This is a genomic window from Chitinophaga sp. (genome assembly GCF_035538455.1).
Taxonomy (GTDB): Bacteria; Bacteroidota; Bacteroidia; order Chitinophagales; family Chitinophagaceae; genus Chitinophaga.
On sequence record NZ_DATLKJ010000159.1, the window covers coordinates 1 to 13,921 of the forward strand.

Below are 13,921 nucleotides of genomic sequence, written 5' to 3' on the forward strand. Positions count from 1 at the left end.
AAGATGATTTTTAATTAATTGAATGGATTGATTTGTTAACGCTTTCATCTGCCTCAGTTCGTTTTGATGGTACTTTATCCAGTTATCATATATTCGTATTATAAAATTTAAATATTATAGTTGTTTACATGTATGTTGCTTGATGTCCCGGGTAATCATTAACTTAGGAATACTAAAAGTTAACCCTTATGTTATTTGAATCATCCTTGTTTGTTACTGCGTTCTGGAAACGCATGCCCTTTCTGCGACTGATTGCCCCGTTACTGGTGGGGATCACGGTACAACTATATCTTTCCTTGTCTTTGGCCTGGTGGATGGTGTTGCTGACACTAGCCATGAGTGTATTGTTGCTTTTTCGCGTACTGCCTTTGTCAGTAAGATTTTCGGGGCAATATGCTGCTGGTCTGTGTTGGAACACCTGTGTTTTTTGCGGTGGAGCTATACTGCTGTATATGACCGATATCCGCCACCAGAGGGATTATTTCGCCAATCTGAGTAGCGACAGCTCCCTGCTTATTTTGCGCATCAATGCGCCATTAGAGGAAACGTCAAGGTCGTATAAAACAACTGCGGTAGTAAAGGGTGTGTACAAAGGACACGAAGTAACACCTGCAAGAGGTATATTGCTACTGTCTTTCAGTAAAGATTCGATAGTCAGCCGTTATGCTTATGGTGATATATTGATGGTGTCCGGAAAGCCGGAGCTTATTAAAAACAGTGGCAACCCAGGCGGTTTTGATTATCGGCAGTATTGTGCCTACCGTGGCATTTATCATCAATTGTATCTGAAAACCGGCTCTTATGGCCTGCTTCCAGGTAATGAGGCTGGTATATTCCAATCCTTTATTTTCAGCGCAAGAAATTACTGCATCAGCAGTATCCGGAAGTATATAGGCAACGGACCAGAAGCGGGAATGGCAGAGGCTTTATTGATAGGTTACCGGCGGGATCTTGATCAGGAGCTGGTACAGCTTTACAGCAACACGGGCATAGTACATATCATCGCTATCTCCGGTATGCATCTAGCACTGTTATATGGTACATTGTTATGGCTGTTAAAATGGTTGCCATCGGGAAAGTATACAGATGCACTAAAAGCCGTGTTGGTATTGATTGTACTATGGGGATTTACGTTGCTCACAGGCGCATCTGCTTCTGTACTACGTTCGGCGGTTATGTTTACCTGTATTACACTGGGAGAACTTGTGCTCAGGCGACACAGTAGTATTTTCAACACATTGGCAGCATCTGCTTTTGTATTGCTGTGCAGCAGCCCTTATCTGGCCGTGGACGCAGGATTCCAGCTATCATACCTGGCGGTGCTTAGCATATTGTTGTTTTACAAGCCGCTTTATGCGTGGCTGGATTTTAATAGTAAATGGCAGGATACTTTGTGGCAGTTAATATCCGTATCCCTTGCTGCTCAGCTGCTGACACTTCCTGTGAGCCTTTACTATTTTCATCAGTTCCCCAATTACTTTCTGCTGGCCAATCTCATTGCCGTTCCATTGTCTACTGTAATCATTTACGGGGAGATAATGCTGTTGTTGTTATCTCCGTTCGGGCAGCTGGCTGGCTGGCTCGGGTGGGGATTGCGATGGCTCATCAGATTGATGAATATATGTGTGGAGTGGCTGGGCAAACTACCAGGAGCCCTGATACAGCACCTTTATCCGAATATATTGCAAACCGTTTGTATGTACCTGCTGATAGGAGGGGTGGCGATATGGGTAATCATCCGCTGGAAACCGGGAATTTGGCTGGTAATGGGCAGTTGTATGTGCATGATAGTATTGCAAGGTATAAAGCTGACTAATAGGCTTTTTCAGCAACAGATAGTTGTATATAACATTACCGCCTATACGGCAATTGATTTTGTTTCGGGAGGCAGGGTGTGCTTTGCCGGAGATGATAGTGTATGGCTACAGCCAGCTGGGAAGCAGTTGCAGGTCAGCCGTTCTTCTTTAGGCGTGAAAGCTTCTGTGGTGGCCTCTTTTGCAAAATATGGCCACTATATTCAGTTTGGTAGTAAGCGGATTGTGATTATAGATAGTGCATTACCGGCTTCACCGCCGCAGGAAAAATTCAGCACCGATTATTTGTTGATTACCCACAACCCCAGGCTGGAAATGAGGCAGCTGGTGGATTTTTACAGATTCAACACTGTTATTCTGGCGGCTTCCAATTCTCCAGGAAAGATCAGGAAATGGAAAAATGATTGTTACGTGTTAACTTTGCGCTGCTTTTCGGTTCCAGACCAGGGAGCCTATGTTATTAATTTCTAATGTTTTCCTTCATGCAAAAGCATATTAAATCAGCACTGATCTCCGTTTTCTATAAAGATAACCTGGAGAACATCGTTAAAAAATTGGGTGAACAAGGTGTGACCATCTATTCTACCGGTGGTACACAAAAATTTATTGAAGACTTGGGTGTGGCCTGTGTGGCAGTGGAGGATCTTACTGCTTATCCTTCCATCCTGGGAGGACGTGTTAAGACCTTGCACCCTAAAGTGTTTGGTGGTATACTTGCGCGTCGCGAAAACCCACGGGATCTGGAACAACTGAAACAATATGAGATCCCGGAGATTGACCTGGTGATCGTGGATCTGTATCCGTTTGAAGAGACGGTGAAGAATACCACTGAAGAGCAGGCTATCATTGAAAAGATCGATATAGGTGGCGTTTCCCTGATCCGCGCGGCGGGCAAGAACTACAAGGATGTGGTGATTGTGGCTTCGAAAGATCAGTATGCTGATCTCGAAAAGGTACTTACTGAAAACAGCGGTGCTACCTCTTTGGAAGAGCGCAGAGGCTTTGCTTCTAAAGCGTTTGAAGTATGTGCACATTACGACGTAGCTATTTCCCAGTATTTCCTGAACAATGAGCCTGGCGCTACCTTCCAGGTATCCATTCCGGAAGGATTGGTAAACCGCTATGGCGAAAACCCTCATCAGCGTGGCGTTTTCTACGGTAACCTGAGTGAGATATTCAATAAACTGCATGGAAAGGAGTTGTCCTTCAATAACCTGGTGGATGTGGACGCTGCCTGCCAGCTGATTCAGGAGTTTACTGAAACGACATTTGCAGTGATCAAGCACACGAACGTATGCGGCATTGCTTCCCGCCCGACTTTAAAGGAAGCCTGGGATGCAGCGCTGGCTGGTGACAAGGAAAGTGCTTTTGGTGGTGTGTTGGTCTGCAACAAAGTGATTGATAAAGTCACAGCAGAAGCTATCAATGAGATATTCTTTGAAATACTGATTGCTCCTGGTTTTGATCCAGAAGCGCTGACTGTGCTTCAGACGAAGAAGAATCGTATCCTGCTGGAACTGAAGCAGTTGATTAAGAGCAAATATATGTTCAAGAATGTGCTGAATGGCGTATTGCTGCAGGATAGTGACAATGGCAATTACAAGGAATGGAGTGACGTGGGCGCTCATCCTGCCTCAGCGGCTGAGAAGTCTGATCTGGAGTTTGCCAATATTGTTTGCAAACACCTGAAGTCAAATGCGATTGCACTGGTTAAAGACAGGCAATTGATTGGTAAAGGCTGTGGACAGACCTCCCGTATTGATGCCCTGCGCCATGCCATTGAAAAGGCTACCCAGTTTAATTTTGAACTGAAAGGTGCTGTGATGGCTTCAGATGCCTTCTTCCCATTTGATGACTGTGTTCGCATTGCGCATGAACAGGGTATTGCCGCTATTATTCAGCCTGGTGGCTCTGTTCGCGACAATGACTCCATTGAGTTTTGCAAACAACATAATATGGCGATGGTGATGACAGGAATGAGGCACTTCAGACACTAAGTAAAAGCATATATCTGATTATAAAAGAAGCACTGGCGAACAGCCGGTGCTTCTTTATTTAAATATTCAGAAAAAAATGATAGTATTGCCCATATATATTGTTTATCATTAAAGCTGGCCACTAAAAGGCCGTCACCTATTTTGTTTATTCATCAGAATATCAAGCAGGATGCGGAAGATGCCGAGTTGATCAGGGAATATAAAGCTACTGGTCAACTGGAGGTATTGGCAGCCCTGTATCAGCGCTATATGAACCTGGTGTATGGGGTATGCCTGAAATATTTTGATGAAGAGGCCAGCAAGGATGCTGTTATGCAAATCTTTGAGGAACTGATAGGGAAGCTGAAACAGCACGAGGTCCAGAATTTCAAAAGCTGGCTGCATGTCTTGTCGCGCAATCACTGCCTGATGAAGATCCGGGCGATGAAAAATAAAGAATCATTACGGGTGTCTGTGGATGAATACCCTGTTATGGAAAACGGAGAAATGGGGCATCATGACAATGGAATCACTTTGGAGGATAACCTCCAATCTATGGAAAAGTGCCTGGAAACCTTACCGGAAGAGCAAAAACGCAGCATAGGCCTATTTTACCTGCAGGAAAAGAGCTACAGGGAGGTAAGTGTGATAACCGGTTTTGAAATGAATAAGGTGAAAAGCTATATCCAGAACGGAAAGCGGAACCTTAAAATATGTATGGAGCAACAACAACATGCCTGACAAGGACGCACATAAGAAAACACCAGTAAGCGCCGAACTTATTCGACAGTATCTCGCAGGGGAACTGGACGATAAAGCCATGCATGCCCTGGAACGCCGGGCGCTGGATGATCCGTTTCTGGCGGAAGCTCTGGAGGGATACGCCCTGCATGCGCCAGATCAGCGTGACATACAGGAAGAGCTTACGGTACTGCTTGCAGACAGGGTTGCTCCCCGTAAGGCAAAGGTGCGAACATTGTATCCCCGTTTGGTAGCAGCAGCGGCTATATTGTTGCTGATGAGTGTTGGCGGTTGGTTCCTTCTGCGTGAGCAACGTAGTGCTCCGCCGATTGCAGGTATAGCTCCGGCTCCTCCCTCATCCACGAGCAATGCTGATTCTGTAGTTCAGCCGGCATTAAGAGAGGCCAATACTAAGTCGGATAAACCGCAGATTGCGCAATCATTACCTGAGAAGAAAGTGGTTGTTCCGGCTGACGTGAAACCCGCACCTGCACCACTTCCAGCAACATTGTCTGCCCCTGTTAATGATCAGCCGCTGGATAAGAAGATGCTCAGAAAGTCTGTGCCTCCTCCACAGGCAGAAGAGTCTGCATCTGTAGCTGTGAGTGCTGATGCGGTGAATGCTGACAACGAGAAAGGTATTGCCGGCTTTGCTCCTGTTCAGCGGAACGAAGTACTGGCAAAAGATGCTGCCGCCCCTAAAGTACAGAGCTATACTGCTGTTCATCAACAAAAGGTGAGGGTGGCTGTTGCTGAGCGACGTCCGGATAGTTCGTTGCTCGCTGCGCCGGTAGGCGGTTTCAGGGCTTTCTATACTTACCTTAATACACATACAGTTAATCCTGATAACCGTTTTAACGGCGATGTGCGCATAGCATTTACTGTTATGCCTGACAGCTCCTTACAGGAATTTAAGGTCATAAACGGACTAAATGCTGCCTGTGACGCAGAAGCAATACGTGTAATAAAAGAAGGTCCTGCCTGGAAACCGGCGCTTGACGGTAAGCCGGCCAGGGTGGAAGTGGACGTATTATTTAAAGTGAAGGAAGATTAACTATTATTTTCTCCGATCTTTCCATTGCTGATTAAAGGATTTAGCAGCAAATACAGGCAACTCGCGGTTTTCGCCCCAGCTCTTTGCGAAGAATTTACGGAACAGGAAGTTTTTCATTTTCCCGCTGGCCATGTTCATCATTTTTCGGCTATTGCAGCCTTGTTTCCAGAGGAACCAGGCAAATTTTTCTCCGCCTGACGTGTGATTTTCTTCCACAGCCTTTTGGCGGTTGTGCAGTAGCAGTTCGTGCAGGTTAATACGGACCGGGCACACTTCCGTACAGTTGCCACATAAGGATGATGCGAAGCTCAGATGGATATACGAATCCATCCCTTTCAGATGTGGTGTGATTACTGAGCCAATGGGACCACTATAAGTGGTAGCATAGGTGTGGCCACCAATGTTTTTATATACAGGGCATGCATTCAGGCAGGATCCGCAACGGATGCAGTAAAGGCTTTCCCTGGCAGTCGTATCCTGTAGGATATTGGTACGGCCATTATCCATCAGGATTACATACATTTCTTCAGGCCCGTCTATTTCGCCTTCCTGCCGGGGGCCGCTGATAATGGAGTTGTATACAGTGACCTGCTGACCGGTGCCATATGTGGCCAATAACGGCCAGAACAGCGCCAGATCTGCGACAGAGGGGATCACCTTTTCGATGCCCACCAGTACAATATGTGTTTTGGGAAATGAAGTGCTGAGACGTGCGTTGCCTTCGTTTTCACTGATGGCAACGGAACCGGTATCGGCTATAATGAAATTGGCTCCTGTAATGCCTATTTCTGCATCCAGGAACTTTTTCCGGAGCTTTTCACGGGCTATCAGTGTAAGTTGTTCCGGTGTCAGACCTGGTTTGGTGCCCAGTTTTTCTGCAAAAAGGCGCGCTACATCTTCCTTGCTTTTATGCATGGCAGGTGTTACTATATGATAAGGCGGTTCGCCGTCCAGTTGTTGTATATATTCGCCAAGGTCCGTTTCTACGCACTCGATATCATTCCCGGCCAGGAATGAATTCAAATGTACTTCTTCCGTGGCCATGGACTTACTTTTCACAATGCTCTTGCACTGTTTGGCCTTACAAATGGCCAGGATCTCCTGTTGTACCTGTTCAGCCGTTTCTGCCCAGATTACTTTACCACCACGTTTCATAAAATTCATCTCAAATTCCTCGAGGTGGTTATCCAAGTGCTCAATGGCTCTCCACTTGATGTTCTTGGCCCTTTCGCGTGCAACCGGAAGGTCTGTAAACTGTTGTTTACCGGCCTTTACAGCTGAATTATATCTTCCGATATTAAAATTTATAGTCTGGCGATGACCAAGATCTGATGCTTTTTTTTCACTTTCTTCCAGGAAAGTGGAGGCTGTTTGATGCATAAGCAAGCAATAATTCCTGATTAAAGATACTATTCAAAGTTGCTATTGAAAAGAAGCCTTTTCTGAATTTATTTTTCGTCGTTATAAAGGGATTTAAATGCGGCAGGTAACATGTACAGCGACATGCTGATATCCCGACATTCAAATAACTAATAAATAAATCAGAAAATAGTTCAGATTACCTGTATTGTTTTCTGGCGATTTTATCCAGCACTTCATAAAATTCCGTGCCGTATTTTCTGATCAGTGCGTCTTTTAGGAAACGATACACGGGAACCTGTAATGTTTTCCCATTTTTACAGGCAGGTTTGCACACATCCCAACGGTCGTAGTTCACTGCTTCAAACGTTTCGTATTTCTTGATCCTGATGGGATAGAGGTGACAGGAGATGGGTTTTTTGAAATCGATAACGCCATCATTATAGGCTTTCTCTATACCACAACCTACAATACCATGTTCATCAATAGATGCATAAGCACAGATACCTTTGTTAACAATGGGCGTTACGTAGCCGTATTCGTCATCTGTTGTGTTGGTACCGGTTTTCTCGATTTCTTCGATACCTTCCGCCCGGAGGTATGATTTTATCTGCGGATATATTTTTTTGAGAGTTTTGACTTCGGTTTTGTCGAGCGGGGCCCCACAATCGCCGGCTACACAGCAGGCACCTTTGCAGGCCGACAGATTACATACGAACTGCTCCTCAATAACTTCGTCACTTATATATTTATCATCAATGATAATCATCCCGGTTAGATCTTTTGCCTGCCAACACCGGCAAGGCCGTATTCCTGACGGCAAAGTTACGGGATTAGCGTGTTATCTCCATCGTAGGGTTTCTACGAGGTGCCACATATCTTTTTCGAGGAATTCAATGGACGGTGCAAGAGAATCGGCTTTGGGCGAGGAGTAGAAATATAGTGCGCCCCGGAGAAAATGTTGTGTGGAGTCTGTGGCAAAGAACTGTTTAGAGGAGGCCGCATTACCGCCAACTTCGTAAAAAGTACCTGACACGTGGTGTTGTGTCCGGATTTTGTTTTCGTCGATATATTCCGCCTTATAAGTGTGTTTATAGGTCATTTTGAAAGCATCATCCACCAGCTTTTGAAAATCATTTTTATCCTTACCAACAATTTTATAGCTCAGGTAGATCTTGCCGTTGAGGGAGGGAAAGTCGATGTTGATCCAGTAAGGGTTCTCGGGTTTTTCGCCGAAAAAGGATGTGTCTTTGACAATATTGGCATATACCGGATACTCAAATGTGTAGGGGTACCCTGGCATATCGAAGGTGCGGTATTTTTTTTCCGGGAATTTGACCAGGAAGTAGCCTCTTGGTTTTGGCGTATAAGTATTTTCACAGGCGGCGAGGAAAAAAATCAGGAGGGAGAAGACAGCTATAGCCTTTCTGTTTAAGTATGGCATTGTACAATTACATTTAAAATGTGCGGGCTTTTATGCCTGTTCAGCAGCATCGGGCCTGATGGATACCTGTACTTTCTGGATACGCATTTTGGTTACTTCCAGTACAGTGAAATCGTAATTACTGTAATTGATAACGCTGTTTTCTTCAGGAAATTTTCCGGCCAGTTCCAGGATGAGCCCACCGAGTGAGTCGCTTTCGCCTCTAACGACCTCGAAGGTGTCAGGAGAGATGTTCATTATACGGCAAACATCGTTCAGCATGGTTTTACCTTCAAATACGTAGGTGAAGTTGTCCAGTTTGCTATAGTTGAATTCTTCTTCATCAAATTCATCCTTGATATCGCCTATTACTTCTTCCATAATATCTTCCAGGGTAACGATACCGGAAGTACCGCCAAATTCATCCACCACAACGGCGAAGTGCATACGCCTGTTCTGGAATTCAGACAGCAGGTCTTCGATCAGTTTATGGCCGTGTACGAAGAAGGGCTGGCGCATTACTTCATGCCAGTCGAATGCATTGCCTTTATCAAGGTGTTGAAGGAGATCTTTGGTATGTACGACGCCGACGATATTATCAAGATTACTTTTATATACAGGCAGTCTGGAATAGTGGAGGTCAGCTACGCGGTTGATTAGTTCCGGGAATGAGCTTTCGTATTCTATACCATTTACATCGAGACGGCCGCGCATGATCTGCTTAACGGTGATGTTACCGAATTTGAGAATACCTTTCAGGATATTTTTTTCTTCCTGTGAAGCGGCGGGGTCAACACTCATTTCTATGGCTTCGTCAATTTCCTGGTAGTTCACGGGGCCATGCTGGCCGCGGTGGAAGAATCGGGCTTCTATGCTGCTGCTGATGCTTACGAAGAAATCGCTTACCGGCTCCAGGGTAGCATGGATAAGACTTACGAGCCAAGCGAAGTAGGTGGCGAAGCGGATATTGTTTTGGGCGGCCCATACGCGTGGGAGTATCTGCCCAAAAAACAGCAAGATCAGGCATATGAGCGCAATGCGCACCACGAAAGATACCACGGGTAACGTCTGGAGATCCTCCATCTGTGTAACGAGGTAATTGGTGAGCATGATGAATGCGATCATCATCAGAATGCCTGCTATCTGCAGGGATGCCAGGAGTGACTTGGGCTTTTCCAGCAGTTTGGTGATCAGTTTTCCTGAGGCGTTCTGCCGGGTTTTAAGTACATTCAGATCTTTGTAGTTCAGGGAAAAGAACGCTACTTCTGCCCCGGAAACAATGAAGGTAAGCAGTAGCAAAACAAAGATAATAAGCAGGAATATCACCATGTTGGGTGCTGCAATGGGTACACTAGCCTGCAACAGCCATGATACATTGCTTGCCGAGAGGATCTCCAAGATATAAAGCTTTGATGTAATCAATCAAAAATACTGGGAATTATAATTACGTGAATTTGCATTCCCGCACGCAAATATAAGTAATGTCCCTATATGGGATTACGTACTATAAACTTTAATATTTTAATCAATTAGAATGGCAGATCATCTGCAGGTTCGTTCAATGAAGGGGGAATTTCCAGATTGTTCGGGAAACTTTCTCCAGTGCTGGAACCTGTGCTGCTGTGGTGAGGTATGGGGTGATCAGTGTTATTGAGGTCCATTCGTTTGTCCAGCATAACGAGGTTGTCGCCTACAACTTCGGTTGCAAATTTTTTGTTTCCTTCCTTGTCTTCCCAGCTGCGGGTGCGCAAGCGACCTTCAATATACACCAGGCTGCCTTTGTGCAGATATTTTTGTGCCAGTTCTGCAAGGCCGCGCCAGAGCACAACCGTATGCCATTCTGTTTGTGAAATGAGCTTTCCGGCCCTGTCTTTGAATGTTTCTGTTGTAGCAAGGGAGAATTTAGCCACCGCTATATTTCCTTCCAAAAACTGTACATCCGGGTCTCTGCCTAAATTGCCTATCAGGATTACTTTATTAACACCTCTCATAGTTGTAGGTTTTTTTAGTCTATTGTTAAAGAGTTCTTCTTTTATAAATAAACAACCTTCTTAAAGTTAATATTTTTTTCCAATCGAAGTGAAAAAATTCTTGTGGAGAACTGATTAAATCGCTTTGCCCGACTGGATTATAAGATAAAGGTAGCTGAATACGTAACGTATATGAAAATTATGTTATGTGCCTGTGGATCAGAAAAGTTGCAATTTTTTATTGTGAAGGAAGGAGGTGATTGTTTTGGGAAATGCGTAATTATTCAGCTCTTTGCGAGGCACTGCTATGTATTCGCTGGTGGCCAGTGGCTTTTTTACGGAAAGGGTGATGAATTGGCTGTGGATGGTTTGATGAGTCAGCTGTTGCTTGGAGGGGGCGGTTGCGGCGACAAATGAAAAAGTATGTTGAGCAAATAGTTCTCTGAAGCTGTTTGTTTCCTGCAGGGCTGAGAAATCAACAGGAGTGGGGGTTTCAATGAGGATAAACTCATGAAGGTTTTGCCAGATGTCGCTGGCAGTGCGTTTGCGTATATAGATGTTATTGCCGTGTTCTACGAGCAAGTAATTAAAGTACCGTGTTTTGATCTGTAGTTTTTTGGATTTTACCGGAAGTACATTAACGAGTTGCTGCTGGCGGGCTATGCATTTCCGGTTGAGTGGACATTCGGTGCAGCGTGGCTGTTGCGGTTTGCATACCACCGCGCCCAAATCCATGATGCTCTGGTTGTAGGCAGCAGCATGCTGGGCCGGCAGTAGTTTCTGGGCAAGTTCTCCGAATTGTTTTTTACCTGCGGTACTGTCGATCGGTGTTTCAATGCCAAAGAAACGGGAGAGGACGCGATACACATTGCCGTCCAGTACGGCATAGGGGAGGTTGAAAGCGAATGATGCGATGGCAGCGGCTGTGTAGGGACCAATACCTTTCAGGGCTTTGATGCCTTCGTATGTTTCCGGAAATTTTCCTTGGTGGTTGCTGGCAATTTCCCTTGCAGCGGCCAGCATGTTTTTGCAGCGGGCGTAGTAGCCGAGGCCCTGCCAGAGACGAAATACCTCTTCCTCGGGAGCAGCGGCCAGTTTTTTTACGTCCGGGTAGTGGGAAATAAATTTTTCATAATACGGCCAGCCTTGTTCCACGCGGGTTTGCTGGAGTATGATCTCAGACAGCCAGATACGATAAGGATCTTTTTCTCCTTTCCAGGGCATGGTACGGGTATTTACTTCCTGATTCCATTCCAACAGTTTTTCAGAAAAAAAAAGTAGGGAAGAGGTCATTTATATATTATTTTAATAAAATTGTTTAGTAAATTGATATGGTAAAAGCTGTCCCAAAAACCCTATAAGGTACACCAGTTACCCATTTCCGGGTATGCAAATAAATATAATTATAACTAATACAGTTATAAGAAAAAATAATAAAATTTATTTGCTTAAAATTCAGCAATTAAAATTTTTAAATTAACTTTGAGAGTAAAGTAATCCTCTCGCTTTCATATGAGAAAAGCTGATTTAATAAACAACATTGCTGAAAAAACCGGCATCCCCAAAGTAGATGTTTTAGTCACACTGGAGGCCATGTTTAAAGAGGTGAAAGAAGCTCTGGCCAACGGTGAACACATTTACATCCGTGGGTTTGGCAGTTTTATCACCAAGAAACGCGCCGCCAAGATTGGCCGTAACATCAAGAAGAACGTAGCTGTGGAGATTCCGGAGCATTTTATTCCGGCGTTCAAACCATCGAAAGAATTTGTTGCTGAAGTAAAGAAGCTTAAAAGTTCTTAATTTTGCAGCCTAATATTTTAGGCATGCGAAGATCACAAGTTCTCTTAGTTGGTGCTGCTGTAGCATTATTGGTGGTATTATATGCCTTTGGCCGTACAGTGCCGCGGTCAGATAAGCAAGCTATGTCGACTGCCGCTCCTATGCAGGGCGGTCAGGGAGTCGAGCCTATTGCCTTTTCCGAGCTGCTGGAAACATCCAAAGCAAAAATTCCTGCTGAAAAACTTTTGCAGATTAATACCATTGAAACCAATGTGGTTCGTGGTGATGTGAAAACCCAGCAAATTGCCGCTTACAAACAATTGTATTCCACTTGGGATAGCCTGAATCAGCTTCCTGTGGCAGCTTATTATCTTGGCGAAGCCGCTAAGTTGGAAAATTCCGAAAAAAGCCTCACCTTTGCAGCCAATTTATTTTTGGCTCACTTGCAGCATTCCGAAGATCCGCGTATTGCAAAATGGGAAGCCAACCAGGCTGTAGCCTTGTTTGATCAGGCTATAAAGCTAAATCCGTCTAACGACACACTGAAAATATCACAGGCAATGGTGTATATGAACACTGGAGAGCCGATGACAGGTGTGGCTAAATTGAGGGAAGTAGTAGCTGCCAATCCTGATAACATAGACGCCCAGGTTACATTAGCCAACCTGGCTATTACATCAGGGCAATATGATAAGGCTATTGAGAGACTGGAAGGAGTGCTGAAGAAACATCCGGACAACGCCAAAGTGTTGTTTGTGCTCGCTGAATCATATAGAAGCAAGGGCGACAAACAAAAAGCGGTTGAACTGTTTGAAAAAAGCAAGCAGTTCATGAAAGATCCGGAGCTGAAGAAGGAAGTTGACAGCTATATTAAAAGCATTCAATAATATCTATTTTTCAATCATTTAAAAACGTATAAGCGTATGCCTTGCGGTAAGAAAAGAAAAAGACATAAAATTGCCACTCATAAGCGTAAAAAAAGACTGAGAAAGAACAGGCATAAAAAAGGTAAGAAATAAATTACTCCAGTTTCCCGCCATTTATACTAACCAGGTATACCCCCGGCGCGGTGGTCGGATAAAAAATTTTTCATATATCCTGCATGATTCCAGCATAATTCTTAAATTGCTTGAATCATGCAGGTTGTTTCCATAGATCCCGCAATTAAATTCTCCGGATACTGCCTGCAGTGATCGCTGAACCCTTAAGCAATCCATCATCACATAGGTGAAGAATATGCTAACTTTATAGTGAGCTATTGTTTGGTATGCAGTAAGCTGTTCTTATATAGCTGTGTGCATAGCATAAAGGTGAAGTATTAAAGGTTAAAATTTTGGACGCTTGAATAAGGAACTTATTATAAATGCGGCTCCCACAGGAGTGGAAATTGCGTTACTGGAAGATAAAAAATTAGTGGAACTGCACCACGAAAGTGGCAACCCTAATTTCGCAGTAGGCGATTTGTATCTGGGCAAAGTGAAGAAGCTGATTCCCGGCTTGAATGCTGCATTTGTGGACGTGGGCTTCGAAAAAGACGCCTTCCTGCATTACACGGATCTCAGCCCATATATCCGTTCCATTCTTAAATTTACACAAACCGCCATCAATGATAAATCACCTGAAGGGTTTGATTTCACTAAATTTAAAAATGAGCCGGAAATAGTAAAGACAGGTAAAATCACTGATGTGCTGGGCGGCAAACCCAACATACTTGTACAGATTCTGAAAGAACCCATTTCCTCTAAAGGCCCACGCCTGAGCTGCGAGATTTCTCTTCCCGGAAGATTTATTGTGTTAACGCCCTT

At 44.5% G+C, this 13,921-nt stretch carries 12 protein-coding genes and 1 pseudogene; 7 read left to right on the plus strand and 6 right to left on the minus strand.

The genetic code is table 11. The annotated features are described in order from the left end of the window. Nucleotides 1-188 precede the first annotated feature (188 nt). The 4 genes from VM802_RS19635 (at nt 189) to VM802_RS19650 (ending at nt 5,585) form a co-directional block, all read left to right on the plus strand. On the plus strand, nt 189-2,285 hold the full coding sequence (locus tag VM802_RS19635; RefSeq protein ID WP_325533681.1) for a ComEC/Rec2 family competence protein: 2,097 nt from the start codon (nt 189-191) through the stop codon (nt 2,283-2,285). Between the two features lie 11 nt (nt 2,286-2,296). Then, entirely contained in the window at nt 2,297-3,811 is a 1,515-nt protein-coding gene (purH, locus tag VM802_RS19640) for a bifunctional phosphoribosylaminoimidazolecarboxamide formyltransferase/IMP cyclohydrolase (protein WP_325533683.1), read from the plus strand. Between the two features lie 141 nt (nt 3,812-3,952). Continuing rightward, nucleotides 3,953-4,531, plus strand: coding sequence for an RNA polymerase sigma factor (locus VM802_RS19645; RefSeq protein WP_325533685.1), 579 nt, complete (start codon nt 3,953-3,955; stop codon nt 4,529-4,531). After that, nucleotides 4,524-5,585 carry an energy transducer TonB gene (locus VM802_RS19650; RefSeq protein ID WP_325533687.1) on the plus strand — a complete coding sequence of 354 codons (1,062 nt, stop codon included), beginning with the start codon at nt 4,524-4,526 and terminating at the stop codon, nt 5,583-5,585. Before VM802_RS19645 ends, VM802_RS19650 begins: the two co-directional genes overlap by 8 nt. A gap of 3 nt (nt 5,586-5,588) precedes the next feature. Here VM802_RS19650 and VM802_RS19655 read toward each other — a convergent pair whose 3' ends face one another. The 6 genes from VM802_RS19655 to mutY form a co-directional block, all read right to left on the minus strand. Next, a complete protein-coding gene (locus VM802_RS19655; RefSeq protein WP_325533689.1) occupies nt 5,589-6,965 on the minus strand; it encodes a LutB/LldF family L-lactate oxidation iron-sulfur protein in 1,377 nt (458 codons plus the stop codon). Between the two features lie 178 nt (nt 6,966-7,143). Continuing rightward, nucleotides 7,144-7,713 (minus strand): DUF3109 family protein, encoded by a 570-nt coding sequence (locus VM802_RS19660; protein ID WP_325533691.1) that lies wholly within the window; start codon nt 7,711-7,713, stop codon nt 7,144-7,146. A gap of 72 nt (nt 7,714-7,785) precedes the next feature. Next, entirely contained in the window at nt 7,786-8,388 is a 603-nt protein-coding gene (gldD, locus tag VM802_RS19665; RefSeq protein ID WP_325533693.1) for a gliding motility lipoprotein GldD, read from the minus strand. 30 nt (nt 8,389-8,418) lie between these two features. Beyond that, complete coding sequence (gldE, locus tag VM802_RS19670) at nt 8,419-9,765, minus strand: gliding motility-associated protein GldE (RefSeq protein WP_325533695.1); 1,347 nt, start codon at nt 9,763-9,765, stop codon at nt 8,419-8,421. 131 nt (nt 9,766-9,896) lie between these two features. After that, nucleotides 9,897-10,358 (minus strand): single-stranded DNA-binding protein, encoded by a 462-nt coding sequence (locus tag VM802_RS19675; RefSeq protein ID WP_325533697.1) that lies wholly within the window; start codon nt 10,356-10,358, stop codon nt 9,897-9,899. 198 nt (nt 10,359-10,556) lie between these two features. Beyond that, complete coding sequence (mutY, locus tag VM802_RS19680) at nt 10,557-11,630, minus strand: A/G-specific adenine glycosylase (RefSeq protein WP_325533699.1); 1,074 nt, start codon at nt 11,628-11,630, stop codon at nt 10,557-10,559. Nucleotides 11,631-11,849: 219 nt separating this feature from the next. Here mutY and VM802_RS19685 point away from each other — a divergent pair, with 219 nt between their 5' ends. From VM802_RS19685 to VM802_RS19695, 3 genes and pseudogenes are all read left to right on the plus strand, one after another. Beyond that, complete coding sequence (locus tag VM802_RS19685) at nt 11,850-12,137, plus strand: HU family DNA-binding protein (protein ID WP_073084475.1); 288 nt, start codon at nt 11,850-11,852, stop codon at nt 12,135-12,137. 23 nt (nt 12,138-12,160) lie between these two features. Then, nucleotides 12,161-13,003, plus strand: a complete 843-nt coding sequence (locus VM802_RS19690; protein ID WP_325533709.1) for a tetratricopeptide repeat protein — start codon at nt 12,161-12,163, stop codon at nt 13,001-13,003. Between the two features lie 454 nt (nt 13,004-13,457). After that, nucleotides 13,458-13,921, plus strand: a pseudogene (locus VM802_RS19695) (ribonuclease E/G); the annotation flags it as partial.